The organism is Qipengyuania xiapuensis, from assembly GCF_019711395.1.
GTDB lineage: Bacteria > Pseudomonadota > Alphaproteobacteria > Sphingomonadales > Sphingomonadaceae > Qipengyuania > Qipengyuania xiapuensis.
In genome coordinates this window covers 840,450-854,403 of record NZ_JAIGNL010000002.1, presented here as the reverse complement: position 1 = coordinate 854,403, position 13,954 = coordinate 840,450, and the positions used below count along the sequence as shown (strand labels likewise).

Below are 13,954 nucleotides of genomic sequence, written 5' to 3'. Positions count from 1 at the left end.
GAAGCGGTGAATTCGCGCAATTTTCCCCCATTTCGCTTTTGGCACGCCCTTTGCTGCATGTGCGAACGCCGGTGCTTGGTCCGGCACGCAATTCAAAGGGGTGTGGCAGTGAAATTCATCATCGCCGTCATCAAGCCGTTCAAGCTCGACGAGGTCCGCGAGGCTCTCGGCGGCATTGGAGTGGCCGGGATGACCGTTTCCGAAGTCAAGGGCTTCGGCCGCCAGAAAGGCCAGACCGAGATTTATCGCGGTGCCGAATATTCGACCAACATGCTGCCCAAGGTGAAGCTGGAGATCGCGGTTGCCGACGATCTCGCGCCGCAGGTGGTCGAGACCATCCAGCAGACCGCCAGCACCGAGGCGATCGGCGACGGGAAGATCTTCGTGCTCGACCTCGCCAGCGCCACTCGCATTCGCACCGCCGAAACCGGCGAAACCGCGCTGTGACGCGAAGGAGCAATCTCATGACCATGCGTAATTTCGCGCGCACCGCCGTCACGGCAGGCGCCGCATTGTTCACCACCACCGCTGCCTATGCCCAGGAAGCCGCTGCCGAAGCGGCCGAAGTTGCAGCAGCGGTTCCCAATCCGGGCAACAACGCCTGGATGATGACGGCGACCATCCTGGTTCTGCTGATGATCATCCCGGGCCTGACCCTGTTCTACGGCGGCCTGACCCGTTCGAAGAACATGCTCTCGACAATGACCCAAATTGCCGCGACCGCCGCGCTGGCCATGCTTATCTGGGTGATGTGGGGCTATTCGCTCGCTTTCGGCGACACCACTTACGAAGGCACGCTCGGTCTCTTCATCAGTGGCGGCAGCTACTTCCTCTCCGGAACCGATGCGAGCAGCACGGCAGCCACCTTCACCGATGAGGTTATCAGCAAGTACGTCTTCATCAGCTTCCAGATGACTTTCGCAGCGATCACCGCCGCGCTCATCCTGGGCGCAACTGCTGAACGCATGAAGTTCAGCGCGGTGATGGCCTTCGTGCCGATCTGGCTGACCATCGTCTATTTCCCGATCGCGCACATGGTTTGGGCCGGCGGCGGCCTGCTGTTCGAGGACGGCGCTCTCGATTTCGCCGGCGGTACCGTCGTGCACATCAACGCCGGTGTCTCGGGTCTCGTGCTCGCCTACCTGCTCGGCAAGCGTCGCGGCTGGCCCCAGGAGCCAATGATGCCGCACTCGATGACGCTGACCATGGTCGGCACCGGTCTCCTCTGGGTGGGCTGGTTCGGCTTCAATGCCGGCTCGGCGCTCGAAGCGGACGGTTCGGCTGGTCTCGCCATGATCAATACCTTCGTTGCAACCGCGGCAGGTGCCCTGACCTGGATGGTCATCGAAAAGATGGCGGGTCACCAGGGCTCCGCACTCGGTTTCTGCTCGGGCGTGATTGCTGGTCTCGTGGCCGTTACTCCGGCAGCGGGTAACAGCGGCCCGTTCGGCGCCATCCTGCTCGGCATCCTGTCGGCAGCCGTCTGCTACTTCTTCGTCGCGAAGGTGAAGGCGAAGTTCGGCTATGACGACAGCCTCGATGCTTTCGGCATCCACGGCGTGGGCGGCATCGTCGGTGCGATCGGCACGGCCGTGGTTTACCAGCCGTTCCTCGGAGGGCCCGGTGACGGGTCGACCGGGCTCGGTGCCCAGCTCGGGATCCAGACCTACGGCGTACTTGTCACGATCGTCTGGGCGGGCGTCGGTACGCTCATTGCCGGCCTGATCGTCAAGGCTCTCATCGGCCTGCGGGTCAGCGAAGAAGTCGAAGTCGACGGGCTCGACATCTCCGAACACGGGGAGCGCGCCTACAACTGATCACAAGCTCGGCGGGGCCGCCCCTCTCTCCTCTCTCTCCAAACGGAGCGGCCTCGCCCACCCATGTTCCTCCTGCGAACATAGCCTATCGAAGGGCCGGGACTCTCAAGGGTTCCGGCCCCCTTTTCTTGGGGTTTTGCGGGTGTGGCCAGATTGTAACAAAGGCGAAACATTCGTCTGGGGGTGATTGTCTTTAGGAAGCGACGGATTCAGTCTCCCCGGATCGAGAAGGCCTGAAGGCCCCGATCAGGAGGAGAGAACCCATGCGAATGACTCACAAGATGACGTCTGGCGCCCTGCGTGCAGCTTTGCTGTCCGGAAGCGCACTGGCCCTGACGGCCACATCCGCAAACGCCCAGGAGGTCGAAGAGGCCGACGGCGACAGCGATATCATCATCGTGACCGCGACCAAGCGCGACCAGGCGATCCAGGACGTCCCGTTCTCGATCAACGCGCAGACGCAGGAAGACATCCAGAAATCGGGCGCAAACTCGCTTGAGGACATCAGCCGCAACGTTGCCGGCCTCTCGGTCCAGAACCTCGGGCCGGGCCAGAGCCAGGTCTCGGTACGCGGTGTCTCGGCAGGCCAGGTCGTCCGCGACCAGCCCGGCGTCAAGGAGCAGGTCGGCGTCTATCTCGACGAGTCGGTAATCTCGCTCTCGCTGTTCACGCCCGATCTCGACCTGTTCGACCTCAACCGCGTGGAAACGCTCCGCGGCCCGCAGGGCACGCTGTTCGGCTCGGGCAGCGTCGGCGGGACGATCCGCTACATCACCAACCAGCCGGTCACCGGCGTTACCGAGGGTACGGTCGAAGCCAATGTGAACCTCGTCGACGGCGACGATCTCGGCTGGCACCTCAAGGGGGCTGTGAACCTCCCGATTGGCGACAATGTCGCCATGCGCGCGGTCGGTTATTACACGCAATACGGCGGCTTCATCGATGCGATCGGCCCTGCCGGCGGCGAAGATATCAATGGCGGCGAACGCTATGGTGGCCGTATCGCCTTGCGGGTCGACACCGGAGAAGGCTTCAGCATCACGCCGCGCCTGATCTACCAGAAGGTGAAGGCCGACGGGTTCAACCGGCAGGAGATATTCAATCTCTACGCCAACCCCTTCCAGACCAACCCGACGGTGTTCGACGAGCGCGAGCAGTATCTCAAGCTGCGCGAGGCTTTCGAGGACGAGACGCTGATCGCGGACCTCGTCGCCGAAGCAGATCTCGGGGGTGTCATCCTGACCTCGGTAAGTTCCTACACCAACCGCGACATCCTCGTGAGCCGTGATGCGAGCGCGCTTACCGGCTCGGTCTCGGTCGACCTCGGCTATCCCGATGCCGGCGGCATCGACCTTGCATCGAACCTGCGCGACACGACCGATGTCGAGGCGATTACCCAGGAGATCCGCTTCTCCTCGGATACGGATGGCCCGCTCCAGTGGGTCGTCGGCGGGTTCTACTCGCAGACCGATCGCTTCTATCGCCAGCGCCTGCCCACACCGGGCTATGCGAACGTGACCGACGCGGTGCTCGGTGCGGGGACCTCGGCAGCAGTGGCCAACGGGTTCCCCAACCTGGATTCGCCGTACAATGCCGACCTTCCCTACGATCTCGAGCAGATCGCGGTCTTCGGTGAAGGTACCTATGCGCTGAACGACAAGTTCGACGTGACCGTCGGTGCGCGCTGGTACGACTACAAGGAGAACCGCGAGTTCAACTCGGGCGGCCTGTTCGCCAATGGCGACAATGCCCGCGACGAGACCGCAAGCGACGGCATCAGCCCGCGTATCCTGCTCAGCTACGACGTGAGCGACGATCTCACGGTGAACGCGCAGGCCTCGAAGGGCTTCCGTCTCGGCGGCGTGAACGATCCGCTCAACGTCACGCTGTGTTCACCGCAGGACGAGGCGCTGTTCGGCTCCTTCCAGTCCTATGACGACGAGACGCTGTGGAACTACGAGATCGGCGCCAAGGCGACCGGCAACGGCTTCTACGCCAATGTCGCGGGCTTCTATAACGACATCAGCGACCTGCAGGTCACGCTCGATGCCGGAAGCTGCTCGTCGCGCGTCGTCTTCAACGTCCCCGAGGCGCACTCGATGGGTGTCGAGGCGGAAATCGGCTTCGAGCCGGTCGACGGTTTCGACCTCGTCTTCTCGGGCAGCTGGATCGAAGCGGAGTTCGACAGCACGATCTCCGACGATGCGGCGCTGGTGACGGCAACGGGTATTCGCGAAGGCAACCGACTGCCTTCGGTGCCCGAGCTGCAGTTCACCGCCTCGGGCAGCTACGAATGGCCGATCAGCGGCGACGCAAATGCCTATCTCGCGGCTTCGTGGAGCCACGTGGGCAATCGCTACACGCAGCCTGCCGACCAGGAAAACAACCCGCGGACCTTCGTCCATGGCTTGCCCTACCTTGGTGCTCCGGCGGATGCCGAGACGACGGTCGACCTGCTGCTGCCGTCCTATGACATCGTGAACCTCAGTGCCGGTATCGACTTCGACAGCGGCCTGTCGCTCATCGCCTATGTCAACAACGTGCTCGACGAGAACGCGCTGCTCAGCTTCGACCGCGAACGCGGTGGCCGCGCGCGTCTCGCCTATCGCACCAACCAGCCGCGGACCTTCGGCCTGACCATGCGCAAGACCTGGTAAGGCACGAGCCCTTCGGGAGAGGGAGGAAGGCCGGGGGCGCAAGCTCCCGGCCTTTTTCATTGCATGATCGCTGCACCCGCGATGATGCCCAGCACGATCCAGATCATGACGACGGCGACCGCCGCGCCCTTCGCATCGGGCAGGTCCATCCCTTGGTCGGCTTGGCTGCGGAATTCTGTCATCAGCGGATCCGGTATAAGCCGGATCGCGAGCCAGATCCCTGCCGGTAGGAGAAGCAGGTCGTCGAGCAGGCCGAGCACCGGAATGAAATCGGGGATCAGATCGATCGGGCTGAACGCATAGGCGGCGACGAGCCCGGCGACCAGCTTCGCTGCCAGCGGCGTCCGTTTGTCCCGCGCTGCGATCCAAAGCGCGAAGACGTTCCGTTTGAGCGCTTTCGCCCAGCCGCGCAGCCTACCCAGCAAGCTCCGCCTTCACGAAGTCCGCGCAGCGTTCGCCGATCATGATGCTCGGTGCGTTGGTGTTGCCCGAGACAAGGCGCGGCATGATGCTGGCATCGGCGATCCAGAGGCCGTCGATCCCGTTAGCCTTGAGCGTCGGATCGACCACGTCGTCCTCGCCCGGGCCCATGCGGCAGGTGCCGACCGGGTGATAGACCGTGTCCGCGCGGTTGCGGATCAGTTCGTCGAGCTCGGCATCATTGTCGATGTCGATCGGGTAGCGGTCCTTCGGCTCGAACGCCTGTAGCGCGGGGGCCCCGGCAATCCGGTGCGACAGGCGCACCCCGCGGCGCAGAACGTCGAGATCGCGTTCGTCGCCGAGGAAGTTGGGATCGATCACCGGCGCGTCCGCGGCGTTGCGGCTGCCCAGCCGGACGGTGCCCCGGCTCTCGGGCCTCAGCACGCAGGCATGGAGCGAGAAGCCGTGGCCCTTCACCTTGGTGCGGCCGTGATCCTCCAGCATGGCGGGGACGAAGTGCCACTGCACGTCGGGGGCGGGGGCATCGTCCATCACCGTCCAGAAACCGCCGGCCTCGGCATAGGGAGACGTCCATGGCCCCGTGCGATGACGGCGGTGTTCGATCAGGCCCTTGGCCATGCGGATCGTGCCCTTGAGGCTGTCGCCGAGCAGGTCCTTGTCGGGGCTCTCCCAGCTCGACACGTAGTCGAGGTGGTCCTGCAGGTCCGAACCGACCGCCTCCTTGTCGAGCACCACATCTATGCCATGCTCCTTGAGGTGTGCGCCCGGTCCGATGCCCGACAGCATGAGGATCTGCGGAGAATTGAACGCGCCTGCGCTCAGCACGACGCCACCGCGCGCTTTCACCGTGCGGGTGCGATTGCCCGCCGAGTAGGTCACGCCGGTGACCCGCCCGTCCTCGATCTCGAGTTTCTGGACGGTGACGCCGATCCGGACGTCGAGGTTCTTGTTGCTGCGCAGCGGCTCGACATAGGCGCGCGCGGCCGACCAGCGTTCGCCGTCCTTCTGCGTGACCTGGTAGAGGCCGAAGCCTTCCTGCTTCTCGCCGTTGAAGTCGGTGTTGTGCGGAAGCTGGAGCTGGGTCGCCGCCTCTATGAAGGCCTTGCTTCCGGGATTGGGAAACTTCTGGTCGGAAACGAACAGCGGCCCGTCGTCGCCGTGATAGGCATTCTCGCCGCGCTCGTTCGTTTCGGCGCGTTTGAAATAGGGCAGGACGTCGTCATAGGCCCAGCCGGTGCAGCCGAGGCTCGCCCAGTTGTCGTAATCCCAGCGGTGGCCGCGAATATAGACCATCGCATTGATGGCCGAAGACCCGCCAAGGCCCTTGCCGCGCGGCTGGTAGCCGATCCGGCCGTTGAGGCCTTTCTGCGGGACCGTTTCGAAGCGGTAATTGATCTTGTCGTTGCTGAAAGCGAGCATCCCCGGGATCGTCACCCGGAAACCGTCATTGCGCCCGCCAGCCTCGAGCAGGCACACGCTCTTACCCGCTTCGGCCAGCCTTCCGGCAACCGCGCTGCCGCCGCTGCCGCCGCCGACAACCACTACATCGAATTCGTCCATGGGGTCTCCTCTCGATTCGAGAGGTTAGGCAGGCTCGGCCTCGCCCGCAATCGGGTTTTCTTCCGAAACTGTTTTGCCCCCGGAGTCGATAAAGGCGCGCTTTAGCCACGCCTCGCGGATTTCGTCGCTGGTCTGGCGGCTGCCGTCGTGCGTCCAGCCGGGCTCGCGCAGCAGGTAGGATAGCTTGTGCTTCCAGGGTGCGCGCCACATGTCCTGCGCGATGCCGATCCACTCGTGGAAGACGGCCCACAGCAGGTTGAAGCTGCCGAGCTGCTTGACGATGCCGTAGCGGATTTTCTCGTCCTTCGTTTCGGGCTCGAAAGTGCCGAACATCTTGTCCCAGATAATGAAGACGCCCGCGTAATTTCGGTCGAGATATCGCGGATTGGTCGCGTGGTGCACGCGGTGGTGGCTCGGCGTGTTCATCACCGCCTCGAACCAGCGCGGCATGCGGTCGATCGCCTCGGTGTGGATCCAGAATTGGTAGATCAGGTTGAACCCGCCGCAGGTGGCGATCATCGCCGGGTGGAAGCCGAGCAGGACCAGCGGCAGGGCAAAAGCGAAGCCCAGCGTCAGGAAGCCGGTCCATGTCTGGCGGAGCGCGGTGCTCAGATTGTAGTGCTGGCTGGAATGGTGGTTCACATGGCTCGCCCAGAACCAGCGCACCCGGTGACCGAATCGGTGAACCCAGTAATACTTGAGATCGTCGAGCACAAAGCAGGCGATCCATGCCCACCAGGCCCAGCCGATGTCGAACAACCGGTATTCCCACAGGAAGAGATAGAGCGCGAAGAACAGCCCGCCGAACAGGAGGCCTGCCACGGTGCTGCCCAGTCCGAAGGCAAGGCTGGTGAGCGTGTCCCTCGGTTCGTACGCACTGGGATTGCGCCGCCAGGCCCAGATCATCTCGATCAGGACCAGCGCAACGAAGCCGGGCACGGCATATTCAGTGGGCGAGAAATCAGGCATGTCGTGGCGCTATCCTATAGCCTCGATGCGCTTAACCCAAGCTTGAGGATCGTCGAGCTCGAGCCGCACGGCACCGTAACGGCGCTCGCCCGTGTCGACCAAGAGCGCGCCATCGGTGATCTGCGCGCTCGCCTCCCGGGTCAGTACCCGCCCGGCCATATGTGTCCCGTGCGAACGGAGGAGCAGGATCCGGCCGCCGTGATCCGCAAGCAGCGCGGCCCTGCCGTCCCGGTCGCGAGCGATGTCGGTCGCGACGAATCCATCGACCGCTTCTGCCGCTGCGGCGCGGGTGTCTTCCTCGCTCGCCAGCTTACGCTCGGGACCCAGCTTCAGGCCCCAAGCGATGGCGGCAAGAACGAGGATCGCGGCGAGCGAGCCGAGGAATTGGAGAAGGGCGGGCGGCAGTTCCATTGCATTGATCGATTGGCACGGGCGCCGGTTTGCGGCAAGCATCGCTGCAATCGGGGAGAAGAGATATGAGGACAACCGCCGTTTTCGCCAGCCTTGCCATGGCGAGCGCCGTGCCGCTTGCTGCACAGACTGCCGACCCCTTGGCCGAGGTCGCGGCACAGGAAGAGCGCACGGATCGCGTCGCGAAGCAGATCTGGGACTGGGCCGAGCTCGGTTACCTCGAGACCCGGTCGAGCGGGCTCCTGCAGGACGAACTCACGAGCGAGGGCTTCACTGTCGAAGCGGGCATCGCCGATATTCCCACCGCTTTCCTTGCCGAATGGGGCGAGGGAGGTCCGGTCATCGCCATCCTTGCAGAATACGATGCGCTCCCCGGCATCAGCCAGACCGCATCTGCGACACGCGAGCAATCGGAACACGGGGCAGGCCACGCCTGCGGGCACAACCTGTTTGCCGCTGGTTCGCTCACCGCCGCGATCGCGATCAGGCGCTGGCTCGAGCAGACCGGAACGCCAGGCCGCATCCGGCTCTATGGCACTCCGGCCGAGGAGGGCGGTTCGGGCAAGGTCTACATGACCCGCGCCGCTATGTTCGACGATGTCGATATCGCGATCCACTGGCACGCCGATGACGAGAACAGCGCAGCGGCGCGCACCAGCCTCGCCAACCGTTCGGCCAAGTTCCGTTTCCGCGGAGTTTCCGCCCATGCTGCAGGTGCCCCCGAACGCGGCCGCAGCGCGCTCGACGGGGTCGAGGCGATGAACATGATGGTCAACATGATGCGCGAGCACACGAGCATGGATACGCGCATCCATTACGTCATCACCGAGGGCGGGGCTGCGCCGAACGTGATCCCCGACTTCGCGGAAGTCTTCTACTATGTCCGCCATTCGGATGCGGACGAAGTGCGCGCACTGTGGACCCGTCTCGAAGCCACCGCGAAGGGCGCAGCGCTCGGCACCGGTACCGAGGTCGACTGGGAGATCATCCACGGCAACAACCCGCTGCTCGTGAACGAGACACTCGCCCGCGTCATGGACAGGAAGCTGCGATCGCTCGGCGGCATCGAATACACGCCCGAAGAGCGCGCATGGGCGGAAACGATCTCGGAAAGCTTTGGAGAGAACGCGATCCCGCTCGAGGAAGCGCAGCGGGTCCAGCCCTACAGTAAGACCCTGGGTTACGGCTCGACCGATGTCGGTGACGTATCATGGGCGACGCCGACCGTTGGCGTGAGGACGGCAACCTGGGTGCCCGGGACGAGTGCGCACAGCTGGCAGGCAGTGGCGGCCAGCGGTCATTCCATAGGCCAGAAAGGTGCGCAGCATGCCGCCAAAGCGATGACCCTGATGGCGGTCGAACTGTTCACAAATCCGGAGCTTCGCACGCAGGCGCGTGCCGAATTCGACGCATCGCGCGGCGCGGATTACGAATATGTCTCGCTGCTGGGAGATCGCGATCCCCCGCTCGACTACCGCAAGTAATCAGTCGGAAGACTTGCCCGCGAGCATGTCCATGGTCGGGCGGACCGGCGCGACATTGTAGCCGCCGCGTTCCGCCTGTTCCGCGATCGTCGCGGGGTCGGCCCCGTTCTTCGCCTGCGAGAGGGCCCAGAGTAGCGTCGAGCGCGTCCCGCTCCTGCAGAAGGCGAGCGTCTTGCCCGTCGTGCCGGCCAGCGCCTCGGCCATCGCGTCCACCTGCGGCATCGAAAAGCCGGCCGAACTGACGGGAATTGCCTTGTAGTCCATCCCGGCATCGAGCGCTGCCTTGCGGATCAAGGCCCCGGCCGGCTGGTCGGGCGCCTCGTCGTCGGGCCGGTTGTTTATGACGAGGGTGACGCCTTCTGCCTTCGCCTGCTCGATATCCTCCGGCATGATTTGCGGAGAAGCGAGAAAGTTGTCGGTGATGGTCTTGAACTGGCTCACTGGTTCGGTCCCTCTGGTTGGGGCGTATCCGTCCTGCGCTTGCGCTGGAGCATGTTGAGGATCTCGACGCCCACCGAGAAACCCATCGCCGCATAGATGTATCCCTTAGGCACGTGGAAGCCGAAGCCGTCTGCGATCAGGACGAGGCCGATCATCACGAGGAAGGCCAGGGCGAGCATGACGAGCGTCGGGTTCTTCTCGATGAACTTGGCCAGCGGATCGGCGGCGACCATCATGATGCCGACGGTTATCACAACTGCGATGACCATGATCGGGATCTCGTCGGTCATGCCGACTGCGGTGAGGATCGAATCGACCGAGAAGACGAGGTCGATCGCGACGATCTGCGCAATCACCGCACCGAAGGTTGCCTTGACCGCATCGACCGGTCCGGGGGTCTTGTCGAGCAGGTCGCCCGAGTTGTCTTCCGGTTCCATCGAGTGATGGATTTCCTTGGTCGCCTTCCACAGGAGGAAGAGCCCGCCCGCCAGCAGGATCAGGTCGCGACCGGAAAACGCCGTCTCGAACGTGGGCTCGCCATAGGGCCCGGGCTGGCCCTCGATCCCGAGGTCGAACAGCGGCGCCTGCAAAGTGACCAGCCAGCCGATCAGCATCAGCATCCCGATGCGCATGATGAGCGCGAGCGAAAGACCGATCCGCCGGGCCCGCTGCTGCTGGTGTTCGGGCAGCTTGTTCGAGAGGATCGCGATGAAGATCAGATTGTCGACACCGAGGACAACTTCGAGCGCGATGAGCGTGAGCAGAGCCAGCCATGCGGCCGGATCGGAAAAGAGGGCGATGAGATCCATGGCGACCTTCCGTGCCCAACCCCGCCCCGCCTTGCAAGTGAAACAGATGAGCGCAGGTCCTTGCGAAAATGTCACAATTGTGCGGCAGACAGGCGGGCGGGGCTAAATTATTCGCATGATGCGAAGAATCGCGCTATGCCCCAAGATGGTGCGGGAGGGTTTCGTCTAGGAATCCCCGACCCGCATGCGAGTGGTACGCCTTGCAGCCTACGTACGCTCGCGATGATTACTTGGCTGCGCGACAAGGTATTTTACGGACTATGGGTTACGACAGAGGGCGGCGCCGCGGACGGGACAAGCGGGATAATATCGGCGAAGACAGCTACGATCCGTTCGGTGGTCCTCCTGCCGGCGGTTTTGACCAGGGCGGTGGCTTTGGAGGCGGTGACCGGGGCGGCTTCGGCGGCGGCGATCGCGGTGGTTTCGGCGGTGGAGACCGTGGCGGCTATGGCGGCGGCGGTGGAAACCGTGGCGGCGGTGGCGGCGGCTTCGGCGGCGGCAATCGCGGCGGCGGCTTTGGCGGCGGCCCGCGTGGCGGCGGAGGCGGCGGTGGTAACCGCATGCCCGCACAGGTCGTCGGCACCGGCAAGGGCCAGGTGAAGTTCTTCAATTCGCAGAAGGGCTTCGGTTTCATCCAGCAGGAAGGCGGCGGAGAGGATATCTTCGTCCACATCAGCGCCGTGGAACGCGCCGGTCTCGAAGGTCTTGCAGAAGGCCAGGAGCTGGAATTCAACCTCGTAGATCGCGGCGGCAAGGTTTCCGCACAGGATCTCCAGGTCGTTGGCGACGTGATTCCCGTCGAAGCGAAGAGCGAAGCGCCTCGCCGTGAACTCACTGGCGAGAAAGCGACCGGGACGGTCAAGTTCTTCAACTCGATGAAGGGCTTCGGCTTCCTGACGCGTGACGACGGCCAGCCGGACGCGTTCGTTCACATCAGCGCCGTCGAACGTTCGGGCCTTTCGGCCATCAACGAGGGCGAACGTTACGAGTTCGACCTCGAGGTCGACCGACGCGGCAAGTATTCCGCGGTCAATCTGGTCCCTGCCGAATAAGGTACCGGATAGAGCTTCGCGACGGGTTTGACGTGCCCCACGCGAAGGAATAGATCGCTGGCAAACACGCAGATGGCGGCTCCCTTCCCGGGGCCGCCATTTGTCTTTGACCTTTTGAGGAGCCTAGCAAGACAATGTCGATCAGCCCGCTGATGCCCGTTTATCCCCGCTGCGGCGTTCGCCCCGTGAAAGGCGAACACTGTCACCTGATCGACGAAGACGGCACGCGCTATCTCGATTTCGCCAGCGGCATCGCGGTGAACCTCCTCGGTCACAGCCACGAGGGCCTCATCTCCGCGATCCAGAAGCAGGCCGCGACGCTCATGCACGTCTCCAACCTCTACGGAAGCCCGCAGGGTGAGGAACTGGCACAGCGCCTCGTCGACAAGACCTTCGCCGACACGGTGTTCTTCACCAACTCGGGTGCCGAAGCTGTCGAGGCGGCCATCAAGACCGCACGCGCCTATCACCAGCACGAGGACGGCGATGCGAACCGCACCGAGCTGATCACTTTCACCAACGCCTTCCACGGGCGGACGATGGCGACCATCAGTGCCTCGAACCAGGAGAAGATGCACAAGGGTTTCTACCCTATGCTCGCCGGGTTCAAATATGCCGAGTTCGACAACCTCGAAAGCGCGAAGGCACTTGTGAGCGACAAGACCGCCGGCTTCCTCGTCGAGCCGATCCAGGGCGAGGGCGGCATCCGCCCCGCTTCGGACGAGTTCATCCACGGGCTCAAGGCAATGTGCGAAGAGCACGACCTGATGCTGGTGTTCGATGAAGTGCAGTGCGGCGTCGCGCGTACCGGCAAGCTCTATGCTTACGAACACTACGGCATCGAGCCCGATATCATGGCCAGCGCTAAGGGCCTCGGCGGAGGCTTCCCCATCGGTGCCTGTCTCGCGACCGAGAAGGCGGCGCGCGGCATGGGCTTTGGCACGCATGGTTCGACTTATGGCGGCAACCCGCTTGCCATGGCTGCCGGCATGGCCGTGATGGACGCGGTCGCCAATGACGAGTTCCTCGCCGAGGTCACCGAGAAAGGCGAGCGCCTGCGCAGCCGCCTCGAGCAGTTCATCGGCAACTATCCCGAGCTGTTCGACTTCGTGCGCGGCAAGGGCCTCATGCTCGGCATCCGCATGAAGGTCGAAAGCCGGCCTTTCTTCGTCCACCTGCGCGACAACCACCAGCTGCTGACCGTCGCCGCGGGTGACCAGACGCTCCGTGTCCTGCCGCCGCTCGTGGCGGACGATGCCGAGTTCGACGAGTTCATGGACAAGCTCTCCGCCGGCGCGGCAAGCTTCGATCCGGAGGCAAGCTGATGGCGGGCGGCGACGCGCTCGACCTCGCGCCGGTGGTCAGGAACTTCCTCGACCTCGGCGATGCTGGGGGCGACGCGATCGCCGCGATGCTCGCTGATGCACAGGACCGCAAGGCAGCGCGCGCGGGCTGGCCGAAGGGCAAACCCGACGCGGATGCTCCGCTTGCGGGATACGTGCTCGGCATGATTTTCGAGAAGAATTCGACCCGCACGCGGGTCAGCTTCGATATCGGGATGCGCCAGCTCGGCGGCTCGGCGCTAATCCTCGATTCCGGTACGAGCCAGCTCGGACGCGGTGAAAGCATCGCTGACACCGCGCGCGTGCTGAGCCGCATGGTCGATGCGATCATGATCCGGACGGACGATCATGCAAAAGCTGAGGAGCTTGCGCATCACGCGAGCGTGCCGGTCATCAACGGGCTGACCGACCGGTCGCACCCGTGCCAGATCGTCGCCGACCTGCTGACGATGGTCGAGCACGGGAAGGCGCTCCCCGGTCTCGAACTCGCATGGCTGGGGGATGGCAACAATGTGCTGCATTCGATCCTCGAGGCAGCCGGCATCTTCAAGTTCAATGTCCGTGTCGGCGTGCCCAAGGGATATGAGCCGGAAATGGAATTCGTAGAGCTTGCCCGCAATGGCGGTTCGCAAGTCACGATCACCCATGACGCGGAAGAAGCGGCGCGGGGCGCGGACATCATCGTCACCGACACCTGGGTTTCGATGGGACAGGACCATGCGCACAACAAGATTGCAGCCATGGCACCGTTCCAGGTTGGCGGGAAGCTGATGACCCTCGCAAAGCCGGATGCAAAGTTCCTGCATTGCCTGCCCGCTCATGTGGGAGACGAAGTGACCGAGGAAGTGTTCGAAAGCTCGCAATCGGTGGTCTTCGACGAAGCGGAAAATCGCATCCACGCGCAGAAATCGATCCTGCTGTGGAGCCTCGGATTGCTCGGCGGATAGGCGCACCCCTGTTCAAGACGCCG

The 13,954-nt window shown here is 63.8% G+C and carries 13 protein-coding genes; 7 read left to right on the top strand and 6 right to left on the bottom strand.

Features of this window, described 5'->3' with window-relative positions; all coding sequences use genetic code 11:
- The first annotated feature begins 108 nt into the window (after window positions 1-108).
- The 3 genes from K3163_RS13365 to K3163_RS13355 all read left to right on the top strand — a co-directional run bounded on the left by K3163_RS13365 (window position 109) and on the right by K3163_RS13355 (window position 4,474).
- Window positions 109-447, top strand: coding sequence for a P-II family nitrogen regulator (locus K3163_RS13365; protein WP_221427415.1), 339 nt, complete (start codon window positions 109-111; stop codon window positions 445-447).
- A 23-nt stretch (window positions 448-470) separates the two neighbouring features.
- On the top strand, window positions 471-1,817 hold the full coding sequence (locus K3163_RS13360; RefSeq protein WP_247710192.1) for an ammonium transporter: 1,347 nt from the start codon (window positions 471-473) through the stop codon (window positions 1,815-1,817).
- 269 nt (window positions 1,818-2,086) lie between these two features.
- Window positions 2,087-4,474: a TonB-dependent receptor gene (locus tag K3163_RS13355; RefSeq protein ID WP_425594723.1), complete on the top strand. Its 2,388-nt coding sequence runs from the start codon at window positions 2,087-2,089 to the stop codon at window positions 4,472-4,474.
- A 56-nt stretch (window positions 4,475-4,530) separates the two neighbouring features.
- On the opposite strand, the gene K3163_RS13350 is transcribed toward K3163_RS13355, so the two are convergent.
- Genes K3163_RS13350 through K3163_RS13335 form a run of 4 tightly spaced genes read right to left on the bottom strand, consistent with a single transcriptional unit; the run spans window position 4,531 to window position 7,855 of the window.
- Window positions 4,531-4,899, bottom strand: coding sequence for a YkvA family protein (locus K3163_RS13350; protein WP_221554547.1), 369 nt, complete (start codon window positions 4,897-4,899; stop codon window positions 4,531-4,533).
- The gene (locus K3163_RS13345; protein WP_221554546.1) at window positions 4,889-6,475 is read right to left on the bottom strand and encodes a GMC family oxidoreductase; all 1,587 of its coding nucleotides are present in this window, start codon (window positions 6,473-6,475) and stop codon (window positions 4,889-4,891) included. Before K3163_RS13345 ends, K3163_RS13350 begins: the two co-directional genes overlap by 11 nt.
- A gap of 24 nt (window positions 6,476-6,499) precedes the next feature.
- On the bottom strand, window positions 6,500-7,444 hold the full coding sequence (locus K3163_RS13340; RefSeq protein WP_221554545.1) for a sterol desaturase family protein: 945 nt from the start codon (window positions 7,442-7,444) through the stop codon (window positions 6,500-6,502).
- Window positions 7,445-7,453: 9 nt separating this feature from the next.
- Window positions 7,454-7,855, bottom strand: coding sequence for a hypothetical protein (locus K3163_RS13335; protein ID WP_247712678.1), 402 nt, complete (start codon window positions 7,853-7,855; stop codon window positions 7,454-7,456).
- A gap of 65 nt (window positions 7,856-7,920) precedes the next feature.
- Here K3163_RS13335 and K3163_RS13330 point away from each other — a divergent pair, with 65 nt between their 5' ends.
- Window positions 7,921-9,339: an amidohydrolase gene (locus tag K3163_RS13330; RefSeq protein WP_221554544.1), complete on the top strand. Its 1,419-nt coding sequence runs from the start codon at window positions 7,921-7,923 to the stop codon at window positions 9,337-9,339.
- Here K3163_RS13330 and K3163_RS13325 read toward each other — a convergent pair whose 3' ends face one another.
- Both K3163_RS13325 and K3163_RS13320 read right to left on the bottom strand, forming a co-directional pair.
- Complete coding sequence (locus tag K3163_RS13325; RefSeq protein WP_221427422.1) at window positions 9,340-9,780, bottom strand: protein tyrosine phosphatase family protein; 441 nt, start codon at window positions 9,778-9,780, stop codon at window positions 9,340-9,342.
- Window positions 9,777-10,589, bottom strand: a complete 813-nt coding sequence (locus tag K3163_RS13320) for a TerC family protein (protein WP_221554543.1) — start codon at window positions 10,587-10,589, stop codon at window positions 9,777-9,779. Before K3163_RS13320 ends, K3163_RS13325 begins: the two co-directional genes overlap by 4 nt.
- Window positions 10,590-10,849: 260 nt before the next feature.
- On the opposite strand from K3163_RS13320, the gene K3163_RS13665 reads away from it, so the two are divergent.
- The 3 genes from K3163_RS13665 (at window position 10,850) to argF (ending at window position 13,931) form a co-directional block, all read left to right on the top strand.
- A complete protein-coding gene (locus K3163_RS13665; RefSeq protein ID WP_221427424.1) occupies window positions 10,850-11,641 on the top strand; it encodes a cold-shock protein in 792 nt (263 codons plus the stop codon).
- 134 nt (window positions 11,642-11,775) lie between these two features.
- Complete coding sequence (locus K3163_RS13310; protein WP_221427425.1) at window positions 11,776-12,966, top strand: aspartate aminotransferase family protein; 1,191 nt, start codon at window positions 11,776-11,778, stop codon at window positions 12,964-12,966.
- Window positions 12,966-13,931, top strand: coding sequence for an ornithine carbamoyltransferase (gene argF / locus K3163_RS13305; protein ID WP_221554542.1), 966 nt, complete (start codon window positions 12,966-12,968; stop codon window positions 13,929-13,931). Before K3163_RS13310 ends, argF begins: the two co-directional genes overlap by 1 nt.
- The last annotated feature ends 23 nt before the right edge of the window (window positions 13,932-13,954 follow it).